This is a genomic window from Synechocystis sp. IPPAS B-1465 (genome assembly GCF_003015225.1).
Lineage (GTDB): Bacteria > Cyanobacteriota > Cyanobacteriia > Cyanobacteriales > Microcystaceae > Synechocystis.
Genome location: NZ_CP028094.1, coordinates 3,260,748 through 3,275,361 on the forward strand (window position 1 = coordinate 3,260,748; position 14,614 = coordinate 3,275,361).

The 14,614-nt window shown below is 47.7% G+C and carries 16 protein-coding genes; 8 read left to right on the forward strand and 8 right to left on the reverse strand.

The window, feature by feature from the left end:
• Positions 1-229: 229 nt before the first annotated feature.
• Positions 230-1,369: a site-2 protease family protein gene (locus tag C7I86_RS15235; protein WP_010874099.1), complete on the reverse strand. Its 1,140-nt coding sequence runs from the start codon at positions 1,367-1,369 to the stop codon at positions 230-232.
• A 129-nt stretch (positions 1,370-1,498) separates the two neighbouring features.
• On the opposite strand from C7I86_RS15235, the gene C7I86_RS15240 reads away from it, so the two are divergent.
• Positions 1,499-2,155, forward strand: a complete 657-nt coding sequence (locus C7I86_RS15240) for a YggS family pyridoxal phosphate-dependent enzyme (RefSeq protein WP_010874100.1) — start codon at positions 1,499-1,501, stop codon at positions 2,153-2,155.
• A gap of 1 nt (position 2,156) precedes the next feature.
• On the opposite strand, the gene C7I86_RS15245 is transcribed toward C7I86_RS15240, so the two are convergent.
• From C7I86_RS15245 to C7I86_RS15255, 3 genes are all read right to left on the reverse strand, one after another.
• A complete protein-coding gene (locus C7I86_RS15245) occupies positions 2,157-2,552 on the reverse strand; it encodes a type II toxin-antitoxin system VapC family toxin (protein ID WP_010874101.1) in 396 nt (131 codons plus the stop codon).
• A gap of 11 nt (positions 2,553-2,563) precedes the next feature.
• The gene (locus C7I86_RS15250; RefSeq protein WP_010874102.1) at positions 2,564-2,842 is read right to left on the reverse strand and encodes a type II toxin-antitoxin system Phd/YefM family antitoxin; all 279 of its coding nucleotides are present in this window, start codon (positions 2,840-2,842) and stop codon (positions 2,564-2,566) included.
• Positions 2,843-2,911: 69 nt separating this feature from the next.
• Positions 2,912-4,255, reverse strand: coding sequence for an FIST N-terminal domain-containing protein (locus tag C7I86_RS15255; protein WP_010874103.1), 1,344 nt, complete (start codon positions 4,253-4,255; stop codon positions 2,912-2,914).
• A gap of 127 nt (positions 4,256-4,382) precedes the next feature.
• Here C7I86_RS15255 and valS point away from each other — a divergent pair, with 127 nt between their 5' ends.
• Positions 4,383-7,115, forward strand: coding sequence for a valine--tRNA ligase (gene valS, locus C7I86_RS15260; protein WP_010874104.1), 2,733 nt, complete (start codon positions 4,383-4,385; stop codon positions 7,113-7,115).
• Between the two features lie 221 nt (positions 7,116-7,336).
• On the opposite strand, the gene nuoK is transcribed toward valS, so the two are convergent.
• The 4 genes from nuoK to nuoH all read right to left on the reverse strand — a co-directional run bounded on the left by nuoK (position 7,337) and on the right by nuoH (position 10,289).
• Positions 7,337-7,642 carry an NADH-quinone oxidoreductase subunit NuoK gene (gene nuoK / locus C7I86_RS15265; protein WP_197525966.1) on the reverse strand — a complete coding sequence of 102 codons (306 nt, stop codon included), beginning with the start codon at positions 7,640-7,642 and terminating at the stop codon, positions 7,337-7,339.
• 145 nt (positions 7,643-7,787) lie between these two features.
• On the reverse strand, positions 7,788-8,384 hold the full coding sequence (locus C7I86_RS15270; RefSeq protein ID WP_010874106.1) for an NADH-quinone oxidoreductase subunit J: 597 nt from the start codon (positions 8,382-8,384) through the stop codon (positions 7,788-7,790).
• 94 nt (positions 8,385-8,478) lie between these two features.
• A complete protein-coding gene (gene ndhI, locus C7I86_RS15275) occupies positions 8,479-9,060 on the reverse strand; it encodes an NAD(P)H-quinone oxidoreductase subunit I (RefSeq protein ID WP_010874107.1) in 582 nt (193 codons plus the stop codon).
• A gap of 110 nt (positions 9,061-9,170) precedes the next feature.
• Entirely contained in the window at positions 9,171-10,289 is a 1,119-nt protein-coding gene (gene nuoH / locus C7I86_RS15280) for an NADH-quinone oxidoreductase subunit NuoH (RefSeq protein ID WP_010874108.1), read from the reverse strand.
• Between the two features lie 254 nt (positions 10,290-10,543).
• On the opposite strand from nuoH, the gene C7I86_RS15285 reads away from it, so the two are divergent.
• The 6 genes from C7I86_RS15285 (at position 10,544) to C7I86_RS15310 (ending at position 14,324) form a co-directional block, all read left to right on the forward strand.
• A complete protein-coding gene (locus C7I86_RS15285; RefSeq protein ID WP_010874109.1) occupies positions 10,544-11,689 on the forward strand; it encodes a quinone-dependent dihydroorotate dehydrogenase in 1,146 nt (381 codons plus the stop codon).
• A gap of 102 nt (positions 11,690-11,791) precedes the next feature.
• Positions 11,792-12,271 (forward strand): SufE family protein, encoded by a 480-nt coding sequence (locus C7I86_RS15290; protein WP_010874110.1) that lies wholly within the window; start codon positions 11,792-11,794, stop codon positions 12,269-12,271.
• The gene (locus C7I86_RS15295; RefSeq protein ID WP_010874111.1) at positions 12,258-13,535 is read left to right on the forward strand and encodes an FGGY-family carbohydrate kinase; all 1,278 of its coding nucleotides are present in this window, start codon (positions 12,258-12,260) and stop codon (positions 13,533-13,535) included. The genes C7I86_RS15290 and C7I86_RS15295 overlap by 14 nt, the downstream gene beginning before the upstream one ends.
• A 66-nt stretch (positions 13,536-13,601) precedes the next feature.
• Entirely contained in the window at positions 13,602-13,757 is a 156-nt protein-coding gene (locus tag C7I86_RS15300) for a type II toxin-antitoxin system HicB family antitoxin (RefSeq protein ID WP_071822676.1), read from the forward strand.
• A gap of 28 nt (positions 13,758-13,785) precedes the next feature.
• Positions 13,786-14,109, forward strand: a complete 324-nt coding sequence (locus tag C7I86_RS15305; RefSeq protein WP_010874112.1) for a DUF4258 domain-containing protein — start codon at positions 13,786-13,788, stop codon at positions 14,107-14,109.
• Complete coding sequence (locus C7I86_RS15310; RefSeq protein WP_041425871.1) at positions 14,106-14,324, forward strand: hypothetical protein; 219 nt, start codon at positions 14,106-14,108, stop codon at positions 14,322-14,324. The genes C7I86_RS15305 and C7I86_RS15310 overlap by 4 nt, the downstream gene beginning before the upstream one ends.
• The last annotated feature ends 290 nt before the right edge of the window (positions 14,325-14,614 follow it).

The following is a 14,614-nucleotide window of genomic DNA, read 5'->3' on the forward strand; positions in this document are numbered from 1 at the left end:
ATGAAAAGTAACGATTGAGGCTAATTTTACCCCCTTGGGGAACACCAGATAATCCCCTATTCTGCCATTAAAAAAGATTGAGAAAAAGCTATGGTCGCTCAATCCCAATCTTTATGGTTTCCTTGCCCCCTAAATCTCCTCACTAAAGCTCCGGCAAGTTTGGGGGACTTTAAATCTTATTTTCCCCCCAAAAAAATTTGGGGGGCCAGGGGGGCTTTTAAAACAGGCTCTAGGCGGCGGAGGTTTGCAGACATTTGATGATGGAAGCTTTTTCCAATAATCCCACCACTTCTCCCGAAGGTTGCACCACCAAAAGTTCCGACAGTTTCTGTTGATCTAACAACTGGGCCACTTCAAACAAAGATTGATTGGCGTTAACGGTGACCATCTGTTGGGGATACTGCATCAAGCTATCCACTGTGACCTGGGGCCAATCGGAAGTGGGGACGTGTTTGATGTCTTCCGTAGCAAGTACACCTAACAGTTGATTGTCGGCACCAATAACCAAGAACCGTCGCCAGGGGGTTTTACCAATCACATAATCGTTAGCAAATTCCCGAATATTTAACCCGGCAGGAATAATGGGGCTGTTGGGAATAACCGCATCTTCAGCAGTAAAGGCTTCCATTTGCTCTTTGACCTGGGCGTTGCGGGCGGAGGAACCAGCATTTTGTAACAGGAACCAACCGATCAAAATGGTCCAGAAGCTACCGATGGGCAGAATATTTAAAATACCTAAGCTACCAATGGCGATCGCCAACCAACCGAAACCCTGGCCCACCCGACTAGCAATGAGAATACCTTTGTTTTGATTGCCCGTGATTTGCCACACAATGGATTTGAGCACATTGCCGCCGTCCAAAGGTAAACCAGGAATGAGGTTAAACAATGCCAGGGCGAGGTTGATCATGCCCAATAAACCAATGATGGCCTGCCCCGGCACAGGTAGGGGGATTTGGGTACCAACTATGGTTAAACCCAAAAAGAGCACTAAACTCACCGCCGGCCCGGCGATCGCCACCGCAAAAGCTTGCCAGGGAGTGTTGGATTCCTTTTCTAAACTCGCTAGACCACCGAACAAAAACAGAGTGATGGATTTAACTTCAATGCCCTGGGCTAAGGCAACCAAACTATGGCCCAACTCGTGGGCGACAACGGAAGCAAAGAGGAGTAAAGCTGTAATTAACCCCAAAATCCAGGGTGTGCCACCGGAAAGTTGGGGAAAGCGGGCTAAGTCTTGGCCATAGCTCAGGGTCACCAATCCTAAAATTAAAAACCAGGATGGGTTGACGTAAAAAGGAATGCCAAACAGACTGCCGACGCGGATATTGTTGTTCATAAACTGCCCCCCTAAACTGAGGCTTAACATGAATTAATTGTAACGAGATGTTAAGAATTGCCTGAGTGGGATAACCGTCGGGGTTAGTTCGGTTAAGCACCTTTCCCCCAATCCACCGTAGGATCTAGTCAACAGGCCTCGATTTCCGTTAACTTGCCCATGTTTTCCCCCAGCGTTTACTCAGAAATTATCGCTACCCTCCCCCCCAGTGTACGGTTGGTGGCGGTAACCAAAACCAAGGCGATCGCCGACATCGAAGCGGCCTACGGAGCGGGCATCCGGGATTTTGCCGAAAGTCGCATCCAAGAAGCTTTACCAAAAATCGAAGCTTTAGCAAATTACCAAGATATTAACTGGCATTTTATCGGACGTTTACAGAGTAACAAGGCCCGCAAAGTGGTGGAAAATTTTACCTATATCCATTCCGTTGATAATTTGGCGATCGCCGTCAAACTAGACCGCATTGCTGAGGAGTTGAACAAATTTCCCCAGGGATTATTACAAATCAAGTTACTGCCGGACGAGAATAAATCCGGTTGGACAAGGGAAGAATTAAAGCTGGATTTGCCCCAACTGGAGCTATTAAAAAATCTAAAAATTTGTGGCTTAATGACTATTTTACCCCTGGGTCTTTCCCCTGGCGATCGCCAACTAACCTTTGGGGAACTAAAAAATCTGGCCACAGCCATCAACCAACAATCTAGCCTGTCATTAACGGAACTATCCATGGGCATGTCCGGAGATTACCCAGAAGCCATTGCCGCCGGAGCTACCATGATCCGCTTGGGTACCATTCTCTTTGGCGATCGACTCTAAACTATACTCCCGCCCATAACAAAGAGACTCCATAATTTTTAAACATTGAATCTGCACTAATTAGCAGCATATTTTCTGTTTGTGCCTGGGCAATGATAATTCTGTCAAACGGATCACGGTGATGTAGGGGCAATGTCGCAACTTGCAGGGCATGGCGGGTTTTAATGTCCAGGAACTCAGCACCCAATTTCACCATGCGACTGAGAATGTAGTCGTCAATATTTTCTGGCAAGGGCAGTTTACCGATGGAAGTCTTAATTGACATTTCCCAAATACTGGCAACAGAAAGCCATATTTCGTTTGTCTCATCTATGATCTGGGAAATTGCATCTTCGTTCAATTTTTCCGGCTCAGTAAACCACCATAACCAGCACTGGGTATCCAACAAAAGTTTCACGTTAATCCTTCTCAAGATAATGGCCAAATATCATTTGGTAAAGGATCGTTAAAGTCATCTGGCACTACAAATAATCCTCGATCTACCCCTAAGCTGGAGCATCGATCCACGGATTTTTGCCTTTGCAGAGGAACCAACTTAGCAATGGGAATACCCTGGTCAGCAACGATGACTTCTTCCCCTGGTTTGATACTGTACAAAAGCTCAGGAAGATTGATTTCTATTTGGTCAACATTGACGGTCTCCATAGTGGATCCTAGTTTCTCTGGATTAACGCTAACTCCGATCATAGCTTGCTCTCATCGGGAATTATTTGACGGCACCAGAATATGAGTAAACAAATGGCGATCGCCGTTTATTTAACTAGCTCTGTGGACAATGGCAAAGGCGGAAGTGTAACCGTGTAAAAAGGTCTGAGCACCCACCTGGCCAATTTCTCCATTACAAAAGAAACCACCCAGGGCTACTCCAGGAAAATATTGCCCAAACATCTGGCTATCAAAATTGGGGGTACCATACAGGCCATAGCCTCTGCCCAAACAGGAAAACATCAATGCCCCGATCGCCGTAGAAGAAGATTGATTAGCCTCTCCTTCGGTGTAATGGCGCAAAAGAATTTGTAAGTCGTCGGCGGAAGTTTCCCGGTCCCGCAAATGGAATTGTAACCTTTGCCCCTTTCTCACCCGGTCTCCAATGGCGATCGCCCCTTGGCGGGGATCCACCCCCAGTAAGTTGCGAATGAGAAAATCCCCCGGTTGCAGAGTTAATTTAAATTCATCGCTGGCCACCCCCACAAAAAGGGAACTTTGGGCCAATTCCTGATCTTTGGGACTGAGGGTGGGAATCAGTTTCTGCAGGCTAGCCAGGGGCGTTTCCAACACCACCGTGCCACTGTCTGCATCCTTACCTTGGATTTCTGTAATGATATTTCTCTGCCCCTGGTTAACCACAAAGGGTTCGCCAATAGGCCGACAGCCCTGGGCCACCACACTACCGAGGCGAATATTGCCCGCTAAGGCTACGCCGATAAAACCATCTCCATAACGGCCAGCGGGATGATCAGAAGATTGCAAAAATAAACTGCCCCCCATGGCCACATTTTCCCCACTGGCTAAGCCACCCACTTTTGTTGCTTGGGGATAGGCAAAATCCAACCCGGCTAAAAAGTCTGTGATGCCCCCAGTCATCGGGTCGGCCAGAATAATAAAATCTGCGCCACTGGCCGGATCAACCCCCATTAAATCCACCCAACTTTGGGGCGGTGCGTCTAAATCGGGCATTCCTTCCCCATGGACATAGAATGGCGTCACCGTCACCCCTGGCAATTGGGCCACCGTTAAGCTCAATGCCACTTCTCCTTCTACTTCCTGCACTGTGGCATTGTTTTCCATGCCAATAATGCCGCCCCCCAAGCAACCGATTAAATTCGGTACTGACAACTTTTCTTGCACTAGGGGCATTAACCGGGCCGCATCGCTGGCAAAGCTGGAGGAAAGGAAGATAATCGCCAAGTCCCATTGTCCCTGACCCCCCACCTTGGCGATCGCCTCATCCAATGCCCTCTCCAGGGATGGTCTGGTAGAAAGAGCATTAACCCACCGCAGAGAATGTGTCATAGGAGAAATAAAGTAATGAGGTGCTCGACGGGATGGCAAAGGTAACCAAAAACCTTGCCCAAAAGTAGGACTGGCGTAGACTACCATCGTAACTTCTCAGATCAAATTGCAGAAAATCAGCGACAAAAAATCTCCCCTGCCCCAAAATTACTGTCCCCATTCCCTTTGCTAACCTATGGCAAAATGATGAAGGCCTAACAGTAAACTCCCTCCCATGACCACTTCCCTGCCGCCCCAATATGAACCCACCGTCACCGAAGCCAAATGGCAAACAGCGTGGGAAGAAAGTCATGCCTTTAAAGCCGATCCCGATCGCCCAGGGGAACCCTATTGCGTGGTGATTCCGCCCCCCAATGTGACAGGTAGTTTGCATATGGGCCACGCTTTTGAGAGTTCTTTAATAGATACTTTGGTTCGTTATCACCGCATGCGGGGGGACAATACCCTCTGGTTACCGGGAACGGACCATGCCAGTATTGCTGTGCAAACCATTTTGGAACGTCAGTTAAAAGCGGAGGGGAAAACGAGGGATGATTTGGGCCGGGAAAAGTTTTTGGAACGGGCCTGGCAATGGAAAGCGGAGTCCGGCAGTACTATTGTTAACCAACTGCGGCGTTTGGGAGTGTCTGTGGACTGGACCAGGGAGCGGTTCACCATGGATGAAGGACTTTCCCAAGCAGTAAAAACAGCATTTATTAAGTTGTACGAAGAAGGATTAATTTACCGGGGTAATTATCTGGTCAATTGGTGTCCGGCTTCCCAGTCAGCGGTGTCGGATTTGGAAGTGGAAAACCAGGAAGTGGACGGTCATTTGTGGTATTTTCGTTATCCCCTCACCGACGGTAGTGGAGAACTAGTGGTGGCCACCACCCGACCGGAAACCATGCTGGGGGATACGGGGGTGGCGGTTAATCCCCATGATGAACGCTATGCCGCCATGGTGGGCAAAACCATTACCCTACCTTTAGTGAACCGGGAAATTCCCATTGTGGCCGATGAGTTGGTGGACCCAGAATTTGGTACCGGCTGTGTGAAGGTTACCCCCGCCCACGATCCCAACGATTTTGTCATGGGGCAACGGCACAATTTACCTTTTATTAATCTGCTCAACAAAGACGGTTCCCTAAATGAGAATGGTGGGGATTTTGCTGGCCAAGACCGCTTTGAAGCCCGCAAAAATGTGGTGCAAGCCCTAGAAGCCCAGGGTTTTCTGGTCAAAATTGAACCCTATCGTCATTCCGTACCCTACGGCGATCGGGGTAAGGTGCCCGTGGAACCGTTGTTATCCACCCAATGGTTTGTCAAAATTGAAAGCCTAGCCCAAAATGCCCTGGCCTGTTTGGACGAGGATAACTCTCCTAATTTTGTGCCGGAACGGTGGGGTAAGGTTTATCGAGACTGGTTGGTAAAGCTCAAAGATTGGTGTATTTCCCGGCAACTGTGGTGGGGTCATCAAATTCCCGCTTGGTATGTGATCAGCGAAACCAATGGAGCCATAACTGATCACACCCCTTTCATTGTGGCCTACGACGAGGCCGAAGCCTTAGCTAAAGCGAAAGCAGAATATGGCCCGACGGTGCAATTGCAACAGGACCCCGATGTGTTGGATACCTGGTTTTCTTCGGGACTGTGGCCCTTTTCCACCATGGGCTGGCCAGAACAAACAGACGATTTGGCCAAATATTATCCCACCAGCACCCTAGTAACGGGTTTTGACATTATCTTTTTCTGGGTGGCCAGGATGACCATGATGGCGGGGCACTTCACCGGCCAAATACCCTTTAAGGATGTCTATATCCACGGCTTGGTGCGGGATGAAAATGGTAAAAAAATGTCTAAATCGGCCAACAACGGCATTGATCCTTTGTTGTTGATTAATAAATATGGTACCGATGCGCTACGTTACACCCTAATTCGGGAAGTGGCTGGAGCGGGGCAAGATATTAGCCTGCAATACGATCGCCAGAAGGATGAATCGGAGTCGGTGGAAGCGTCCCGTAACTTTGCCAATAAACTGTGGAATGCGGCCCGGTTTGTGATGATGAATCTGGATGGTCAGACCCCGCAGCAATTGGGTCTAGCCCCTGGGGAAGATTTAGAATTGGCAGACCGTTGGATTCTCTCCCGTTTGAATCAAGTTATTCAGCAAACTCGAGAGCAAATTGAAGATTACGGCCTAGGGGAAGCGGCCAAGGGCCTGTACGAATTCATCTGGGGTGATTTTTGCGATTGGTACATTGAGCTAGCTAAACCCAGACTCTGGAATAAGGAAGGAGGAGACGTCGGCACCCAGCGTCAATTGGTGGCCCGCCAAGTTTTGGCCCACACGTTGGACAGCATTATTAAGTTGCTCCATCCCTTTATGCCCCATATTACGGAGGAGCTGTGGCAAACTCTGCACCAGGCGGAAGGACAATTTTTGGCTTTGCAGGCCTACCCAACGGTTAACCAATCCTTAGTTGACCCAGCTTTGGAAACTCAGTTTGCTCTGTTAATTGAAACTCTCCGCACCATCCGTAATCTCCGGGCAGAAGCTGGCATTAAACCGGGAGCCATGGTCACTGTTATCCTCCAAAGTGAAAATGACCAGGAACGACAAACCCTCCAGCTAGGAGAAACCTATATTCGGGACATTGGCAAAGTGGAAAATCTCCAAGTGGTGTCCCAACTACCTCCAGAACAAACCCAGGCGATCGCCGGTGTGGTGGATACAATTCAGGTGCTCATTCCCCTATCCGGGCTAGTGGATTTGGATATTCTCCGCAATAAAATCCAAAAAACCTTGGATAAAGTGACCAAAGAATATGAAAGCATCGAAAAACGCCTTAGCAATCCCGGTTTTGTTAATAAAGCCCCAGAGGAAGTGATCGCCGGAGCTAAGGAATCCCTCAATGCCGCCGCTGTTCAACGGCAAATGCTCCAGGAGCGACTTAAAATGTTGGGCTAAAAAAGCTTGTGATGCCCCTTCAGACCAATCTTTGGATCAAAATAGAGCACCACTTTCAGCTTATTTATCGTTATCCACCAAAAGCTTGTTTAAAAAGCCACAATCCGCCCCCTAAATACCCTCACTAAACCGTCGGCAAATTTGGCAGACTTTGAACACTGTTCCCCCCAGAGTTGGGGGGCTAGGGGGGCTTTTAAAACACTTTATAATCCTGATATCTTCTACCACTTCAGGAGATTGAATTGTTCCATATCGGTTGTTTCCCGGTTGCGGTAAATGGCTAGCACGATCGCCAGACCCACAGCGGCTTCGGCGGCGGCAATGGTAATGACAAAAATGGCAAACACCTGGCCCCGAATGTTGCTCGGATCAAGATAATTGGAAAAACCCATCAGGTTGAGGTTAACTGCGTTGAGCAATAGTTCAATGGACATCAACACCCGCACCGCATTACGGCTAGTGATGAGACCATAAATGCCAATGCAAAAGAGGGCGGCCGCTAGGATCAAACAATATTGAAGCTGCAAATGCATAGTGGGGTAAGAGAAATTTAACTAGAGTTATGAATAAAACCGTAAATAAAATTAGGTTAGGGCGGAAGATTTTTGCTTAAGTTTTGCCCAATTAACCGGCAAGATTGAAGAAGCTGCCACTAACCTACCTAGGCAGCATCTATTTGGAAGCGGAGGTTAACTCCCGGGGACGCTCTGGCAAAGTCAGGGCCGTGGCGGTTTTGTTTTCCTCGGACAATTCGGGAATTAAGTCCCGACGGGCCAAAATAATTGCCCCCACCATGGCCATCAATAGCAGAACGGAAGCCAACTCAAAGGGCAAAAGGTAATCACTAAAAAAGTGTTTGCCAATGGTGACTAGGGTGTTTTCCACAAAAGGCCCCGTTTCATTAATCTGCCAGGGGGTGATCAACACCATGGTGCTCAACAGGGCAAAGATGCCGGTACATACCAGAGCAGTGGAAACATTTCTTAGCCAACGACCGGGAATTTTGGAAAAATCCTCCCGTTTATTGACCAACATAATGGCAAAAAGAATAAGTACACTGACTGCCCCCACGTAAACTAGCACTTGGGCCGCCGCCACAAAATCCGCATTGAGCAGAATATAAATACCGGAAATACTGAGGAAAACTCCCCCCAATAGGAAGGCAGAATAAACAATATTAGAGAGCAGTACGACCCCCAGGGCCGCCCCAATGACTAAAAAAGCCAGGATTAGGAAGGATATGTACTGAACACCTTCAGCTAAATTCACAGTGGTTAATCTCCTAGGTACGGATAGTGGAAGGGCAAAATTGGTTCACAACGAGTTTACTTTAACGGGTAAAGCCAAGGAATAAATCATCAACCTATTCTGCTTTCACCAAATCTTCGGGATGTTGTCCGGCCCGTTGACTACCCTTGGGTAAATTGTGGGGTTCTATTACTCCTTTGGGTAAGTAGCCTAGTTCCCGCAGGGGAGTCACCATGGGGTCTTCGGTCACTTTATAGGGCAACCTTCCCAAAGCCACGTTGTCATAGTTCAAGTCATGGCGATCATAGGCCGCCAATTCATATTCCTCGGTCATGGAGAGGCAGTTTGTGGGACAGTACTCCACGCAATTACCGCAGAAAATACATACACCGAAGTCGATGCTGTAATGTTTGAGTTCTTTTTTCTTAACTGCCTTATTAAATTCCCAGTCGACTACGGGCAAGTTAATGGGACAAACCCGCACACAGACTTCACAGGCAATACATTTATCAAACTCAAAATGAATTCTGCCCCGGAATCGTTCTGAGGGAATGAGCTTTTCGTAGGGATATTGCACCGTGATGGGCCGACGACTCATGTGGTCAAAGGTAACTGCTAACCCCTGACCGATATACTTAGCCGCTTGCAAGCTCTCTTTAGCGTAATCGCCTACCTGTTTGAGAATGTTGTTAAACATAGATTTGGGATTGGGATAAGCAAATGATTAAAGGTTTAAGTCGGCCAAAGTTAGAAGCTGGGCTAAGACAAATTTCAGTGACATCCCAGCTAATCTTTGTTGGAAGAGGACTAACCGCCAAAGGCCATGGGAAAGGTCAATTTCAGGGCGGCAGTGATGAGAAGGTTTGCTAGGGCAACGGGCAATAAAAATTTCCAACCCAAGTTTAACAATTGGTCAATACGCACCCTGGGCACTGTCCAACGGAGCAAAATAGCAATGAAGATGAGGAAATAGGACTTCAGCACCGTCATGGTGATACCGAGGGCCGCCATCAGCACCTGCAACCAGGAAGTGGTAGGGGCAACTCCCAGCCAATTGGCCACATTTTCCAGGGGAATGGGGAAGTCCCAACCGCCCAGATAAAGCACCGAAAATACCAAGGCAGAAAGTACAAGGTTAACGTAGGAGCCAAGGTAGAACAGGGCGAATTTCATCCCAGCATATTCGGTTTGATAGCCTGCTACCAATTCTTCTTCGGCTTCCGGTAGGTCAAAGGGTAGTCGCTCACATTCCGCCAAGGCTGCAATCCAGAAAATCAGAAAGCCCACCGGTTGCCGCCAAATATTCCACCCCAAAATGCCGTAACCGGACTGTTGGTCAACGATGTCGATGGTGCTGAGGCTGTTAGACATCATCACGATCGCCAACACGGCCAGGGAAAGGGGAATTTCGTAGCTAATGGACTGGGCTGCCGCCCGGAGACCCCCCAAAAGGGAATACTTATTATTGGAAGCATAACCAGACATCAACAACCCGATGGGAGCAATACTGGAAAGGGCAATCCAGAGAAAAATACCAACGTTAATGTCAGTAATGACCAAGTTCTGGCCGAAGGGCACGATGAGATAGGAAAGAAAAACCGGCAGTACCACCAGTACAGGGCCAAGGGTGAACAACCAGGGGTCAGCCTTGGCGGGTACTACATCTTCTTTGAATACTAGCTTGATGCCATCGGCCACGGGTTGTAACACCCCTAAAGGACCTGCGTATTCTGGCCCAATCCTTTGTTGAGCGGCGGCGGAAATCTTTCTTTCCAGCCACACCACCACCAACACCCCGACGGTAGCTCCGATGATCATCAAAATGGAGGGGAGGGGAATCCAAAACAGCTTCGCTAATCCTGGGGGCAGGCCAAAACCCTGGAGTGACTGAAGAAAACTATTCTGAAGATCAATGCCTGAAGTCATGGTGCCGTCCGCTGGGAGGGTTGAAATGATTAACTGAGTCTCAGCTCAGCAAGCTTGCCGATTATTGTAATGAAATTTACCTGCTTAGTATAGTCCCAATAGTTTTGATGGTTATGATTAGAATTCTTGAAGGGTATAGCTCTCTTGGGGTCGGTGGTGTCCTCGTTCTTCAAGATCCCTAGGGTTTTTTCCCTACCCTGGGCAGCCCTCTAGTAACCAGTCCTGCCCCTATCAAAACTTCCTTTTGCCGCCCTATGTTGCGTTTTGCCCGTTCTCTCTATCCCCTGATCTTATCCGTAACCAAAAGTGATCCGGAAAGGGGCCATCAACGGCTTATTCAAACTTTAAAGAAAGTGGATACCATGCATCGCAATGGTTTTGCTGTGGCCATGGAGCAACTGGAGCAAGCTTTTACCCATGCAGACCCTCGTTTACAACAAACCTGTTGGGGCTTAAATTTTCCCAATGTGCTTGGTCTATCGGCTGGCTGTGATAAGGAGGGGGAAGCGGCCGCCGTTTGGCCTGCCCTGGGTTTTGGTTTTGCGGAATTGGGGGCTGTGACCAAATATGCCCAACCAGGGAATGACCGTCCCCGTCTGTTTCGTTTGCCACAAGACCAAGCAGTGTTAAACCGTTTGGGGGCCAACAATGAGGGGGCCGTGGCCATGGCGGCAAAATTAAAACACACCTGGGACTACTATCCCCGTACCATTCCCATTGGCATCAATCTTTGTAAGTCGAAAATTACTCCCCTGGACCAAGCGGTGGAGGATTACGTTTTTAGTTTTCAGACCTTGGCCCCGGTGGCGGACTATTTTGTGGTCAATGTCAGTTCTCCCAATACCCCTGGGTTACGCAGTTTGCAGGAGTCTGACGAGTTGCCCCGCATTTTTGCTGGCTTGCAATCGGCTAACCATTGGCAAAAACCCCTTTTGGTAAAAATTTCTCCAGATCTGTCCTGGGAGGCGATCGCCGTCATTATCGACCTAGTCAAAGAACATAACCTCTCAGGCATCGTCGCCACCAACACCAGCACCAGGCGATCGGGGTTGAAGACAAAAATTTTGCCCCAAACAGGTCAACCCATAGAACAGGAAGCTGGCGGACTGAGTGGTCAACCCATTCGAGACCGAGCCACAGAGGTAATCCGCTATATCTATCAACAAACTGGCGGCACCATTCCCATCATCGGCGTGGGGGGGATTTTCACTGCTGAGGATGCCTGGGAAAAAATTCAAGCAGGGGCGAGTTTCCTACAGATTTATACCGGCTGGATTTATGGCGGTCCTTGGGTAGTCTCCGATATCTTGCAGGGCTTGGGGGAAAAATTAGCGGCTGGGGGCTTTTCCCATATCAGTGAAGCAGTGGGAATAGATACAATAGGCAAGGCCCCAGAGTAAGTTTGACTAGTTACCGATTGCTCCAACCCTGGAGAAAAGCTACATAATGCCCATTGTCACCGGAGCTTTAGTGGGTTGATCTGGGGCCAGCATCGAACCCCAATGAACAGGCTCTCAATTATTTTTCCCAACCTTGTTATGGCCAACGCTACTTTACCTCCCAATCTCGCTAAGATTGTCGAACGCTTCCAACGGCACACTGACCCCAAAAAACGGTATGAGCAGTTGTTGTGGTACGGCAAAAAGCTGGAGCCGATGATGGAGGAAGGGAAAATTGCCGCTAATAAAGTCCAAGGTTGTGTTTCCCAGGTTTATATCACCGCTGACCTGGAAGATGGCAAAGTAATGTACCAGGGGGATTCCGATGCCCAATTGGTCAAGGGTTTGGTGGCCTTACTAATTCAGGGTTTAAACGGCTTAACCCCCACGGAAATTGTCGAGTTAACGCCGGATTTCATTGAAGCGACGGGTTTACAGGTGAGCTTGACCCCCAGCCGGGCCAATGGTTTTTATAACATTTTTAAGATGATGCAAACCAAGGCGATCGCCTTTCAGTTGGGCCAGTCCTATGGAGAAGGTTGACCAAGCAAAATTGTTCCTGGGTTTAGACTTTGGTACGTCCGGGGCGAGGGCGGCGGTAATTGATCAAAATAAAGAGTTAATTTGGCAGGAAAAAGTCCAGTTTTCCCAGGTTCCCGGCCCCCAATTGGTTACCATCTGGCGGGAAAGTTTGTTTCATCTTTTAGATCAAATTCCCGATGAACTAAGCAGTCAAATCCAGGCGATCGCCATTGATGGCACTTCCTCCACGGTTTTACTGTTGGATAGCCAAGGCAATGGGTTAATGGAGCCTCTGTTGTATAACGATGACCGGGGCAAAGAAGTTAAGCATTTATTATCAGCAATAGCTCCAGCAGATCATTTAGTGCAAAGTGCTACTTCTAGCCTAGCCAAACTGCTTTGGTACTCCCAACAACCGGAGTTTGAACGAGCTAATTACTTTTGTCATCAAGCGGATTGGTTAGCAAGTTTGCTCCATGGTGGCAGACCCGTTAGTGATTATCACAATGCCCTCAAGCTGGGCTACAATCCCCACAATTTAACCTATCCTGATTGGTTAAAAAATGCTTCTTGGTTTGCCCTTTTACCTCCAGTAATTGCCCCCGGTAAAGCAATTTCCCGCTTATCTCCCAGCATTGCCAACGCAGAAAAATTCCCTAAAAATTATTTGGTTTGTGCCGGCACCACGGACAGCATTGCTGCTTTTTTAGCCAGTGGCGCAACGCAACCAGGGGAAGCGGTCACTTCTTTGGGTTCCACTCTGGTGCTGAAGTTACTAAGTGAAAAGCCAGTGACGGATCTAGCTAGCGGTATTTATAGCCATCGTCTAGGCGATTTATGGTTAACGGGGGGAGCTTCCAATGCGGGGGGAGCAGTGTTACAACATTATTTTTCGTCAACGCAGTTAACAGCATTAAGTGCCAAAATTAATCCCCATCAACCTAGTGACTTAGATTACTATCCCCTTTTGCAACCGGGGGAAAGATTTCCCATTAATGACCCTAATTTATTACCCCGCTTGGAACCCAGACCAGAGAATGATGCAATTTTTTTACAAGGTTTATTGGAAGGTTTAGCTCGCATTGAAGCCCAGGGTTATGAAAAGTTGCAAAAGTTGGGGGCAACAACCTTAACAAAGGTGTTTACTGCTGGGGGTGGGGCACAGAATTTAACTTGGCAAACTATTCGGCAAAATTTGCTCCAGGTTCCGGTACAAAAATCCGTTCAGTCAGAAGCGGCCTATGGTTCTGCTTGTTTAGCTAGAAGTAGTAAATCTTGGGAATGAAGATTAAATCATCGTCCCTAGATGGTTGTCTACAATATAATCAACCAAACCCTACACCCAAATTTTATGAAGCTGAAAGTATTAGTCTGGCAAGAACAAGACCAATGGTGCGCTTCTGTTCCTGCTTTGCCTGGATGTCACACTTGGGGGAATAGTTACGATCATCTGATGGAAATGGTCAAAGAAGCTGTGGAAGGATGGCTTGAAGTTGCTAGTAAATAAGAAGAGGCGATCGCCAAGAACAACAAGTATGAGCCACACTTTTCAGCAGATTTTACAATTGATAGAGAAACAGGAAGTTAAAATATCTGCCCATGGCTACGACGAACTGGCCAGCGATAACATTTTTGTGACGGAACTTCTGTCCAGCGTGAATCAAGCCGAGGTTATAGAAGACTATCCTGATTATCCCAAAGGAGCTTGTGTCCTTGTTTTACAAAAAGATTTACAAAATCAGCCTATCCATGCCGTTTGGGGAATACCCAAAAATTCAGATTCTCCCGCTGTTTTAATTACGGCTTATCGGCCTAGTAACAACAAATGGGAAAACGACTACAAAACAAGAAAATTATGAACACCAGAACCCAAACAAAAATTATTCACGAAGGGGACTATATGGCAGAAGTTCAAGTTGAGCTAACCTACACTGATCATGATTGGTCTCCTTACTTATCTCTTACAGAAGCGCAAAAACTTGATCAACTCAGGCTGGCCCTGCGCAGAAATGATGTTAAAACTGCGTCTAGTCTTGCTCGTGTCTACCATCTGACCCCCGTTGTGGTCGCTTAATAAAAAGCTGATTCAAACAGAAAAAATGATGAATTGCAATGCCATGGCGACAGCAGGTTATAACGAAAGCCCACCTTCCGCAGGTTCCACTAATAGTGGTAAATTTTTCACAAATATACCACCTATAGCGTAGTCTTTTTGCACTTTTGGGCTGAGGGCAAAAAGGAAAAGCTTGAAATGGGCTTGGTGTCGTACTCAACCATAAATAAAAATACACTACCTGCGGAATGTAGGATAAAAGGCAGAGCTAAGGAAATAGACTTATCGCAGTCCTATATTTTGTACTGACA